General features: G+C 62.6%; 1 protein-coding gene. It reads right to left on the reverse strand.

Annotated elements, in window-relative coordinates; genetic code table 11:
- Positions 1-75 precede the first annotated feature (75 nt).
- Complete coding sequence (ltrA, locus tag RFN28_RS34370; RefSeq protein WP_320291559.1) at positions 76-1,338, reverse strand: group II intron reverse transcriptase/maturase; 1,263 nt, start codon at positions 1,336-1,338, stop codon at positions 76-78.
- Between the last annotated feature and the right edge of the window lie 639 nt (positions 1,339-1,977).

Below are 1,977 nucleotides of genomic sequence, written 5' to 3' on the forward strand. Positions count from 1 at the left end.
CTGCCGAGTAGGTGGGGGCGTTACTGCCCCCACCCCTCGCAGACCCGGACGTGCAGTTTTCCCGCATCCGGTTCCTCATGGTAGAGTTTCGCTCACGGTGGCAAACGAATGAAGAATCCTGGCTGGCGGCAGCGGATGGCGTTCCAGGATTTCGTTAAGGCGGGTCCATCGGAACACGCTTTGACGATCTCGCCGAGATAGCCATTTCCGCCATATCCTCACGACCTGGTGGGCGAACCATCGCAATCGCCGAGCATTTCCCCCGACGCCATAATAGGCGAAGTGACCCCGCATCATGGACGAGAGATGGCGATGCTGATCGCGGATCGACCAGTTCCGGTGTTTCCGGCACCAGTCACTTACCGCAGCCAACGCACGAGCAAAACGGCCCTTGGCCGTGACTTGCATCACCATGTCCTTGCCTCTGCGCGACCGTCCCCACACGTGGGTCAGGCCGAGGAAGTCGAACTTGGTGCCGTCCGTCTCCGGATGCCGTGTGCTCTCCGTCCTTCGCGGGCGGAAGTCGACGAGACGCGTCTTGTCGGGGTGGAGCGTAAGCCCGAACCGTCCAAGACGTTTGTCCAGCACTGCCAGGACACGCTGGGCGTCGACGATGTTGTCGAACGCCATGATCGCATCGTCAGCGTAGCGGGCAATGGTACAGCCCCCACGGAGCCGCGGCCGCACCTCGGTCTCGAACCATTCGTCCAGCACGTGGTGCAGGAAGATGTTCGAGAGGCAGGGCGAGACCACGCCTCCTTGCGGGGATCCTTCGGCCGTTCGGCGCAGAAGACCGTCTTCGACGGCTCCTGCGTTCAGCCATTTATCGATCATCCGTCGGATGACGCCGTCCGTGACTCGCTGGTCGAGGAACGCACGGAGGTGAGAGTGCGGAATCGAGTCGAAGTACTTCTGTATGTCGAGATCGATCACCCAATAGAGCCGCTTTGCCCACAGCACGTTCTGCATATTGCGGAGCGCCTGATGGGCCGAGCGGCCCGGTCGGAATCCATATGAGCAGGGGTAGAAATCCTCCTCATAGACGGTCTCCAGCACCATCGTAATGGCGCGTTGCGCCACCTTGTCCTCGAAGGTCGGAATGCCGAGCATCCTTTGCGACCCATCCGCCTTGGGTATATAGGCCCGCCGGACCGGCGGCGCACGATATCGGCCGGACCTGATGCGCTCCAGGAGGTCCAGAAGTCTGGTCTCCAGGTTCACCTCATAGTCCGCCGCCGTGACGCCGTCGATGCCAGGGGCACCATCCTTGCGGGTCAGCCGGTAGGCCTCCTTCATCCAGTCCAGATCGATGACATGGTGGAGCGAGCACAGCGCCACACCCCGTTTCGTCCTCGCCAGTTCGGCTATCCGTTGTCGGTTCGTAGACAGGTTTGTGGGGTTCAGAGCCCCCTCCCATGTTTCAGGTCAACGGTTCTCTACACATGACGCCTCCCTTCGCTCCGTCGGGTCCCGGTGAGCCCAGTTCCCCGTTTTCACCGCTACTATGAAGGCGCTACGACTTCCCGCCCGCGCATTTCTGCTCCCTTATGGTTTCGGTTGCAGGCTCCACGCGCTCCTCCGTCCTTCGTGTTCGCCGAAGCGCTCCCGACGGCGTGGAGGACGCCCGTCGGGCCTGGGACCATTGGTCAGTCGGCGTCCCTTTATCCGGCACACTGCGTCCGTGGACGCGAGCGGGATCTCACAGGTTCCCTGGCGATCCATCCCATGCCTTTGCCCTGCTCCAAGACCCCGGCCGAGCCGCCAGAACCTCGCCCTTGGCGGTTCCGACGATGCTGCCCCCGGGCCACCCACGCCGAAGGCCTCCGCATGCACATAATCTCGAGGCTGACACATGGCTTCAGCATCCGCTGTCTACGCTTCACGAGCGACGTTGCCGTCGCCCATGCAAGACTCGCTTCCGGCTGGCGGGCTGCGCCTTTGCCGGGAGGGGGTCGAACCCTCTGGATCGCTTCGAAA

Source organism: Mesorhizobium album (genome assembly GCF_033977205.1).
Lineage (GTDB): Bacteria > Pseudomonadota > Alphaproteobacteria > Rhizobiales > Rhizobiaceae > Mesorhizobium > Mesorhizobium album.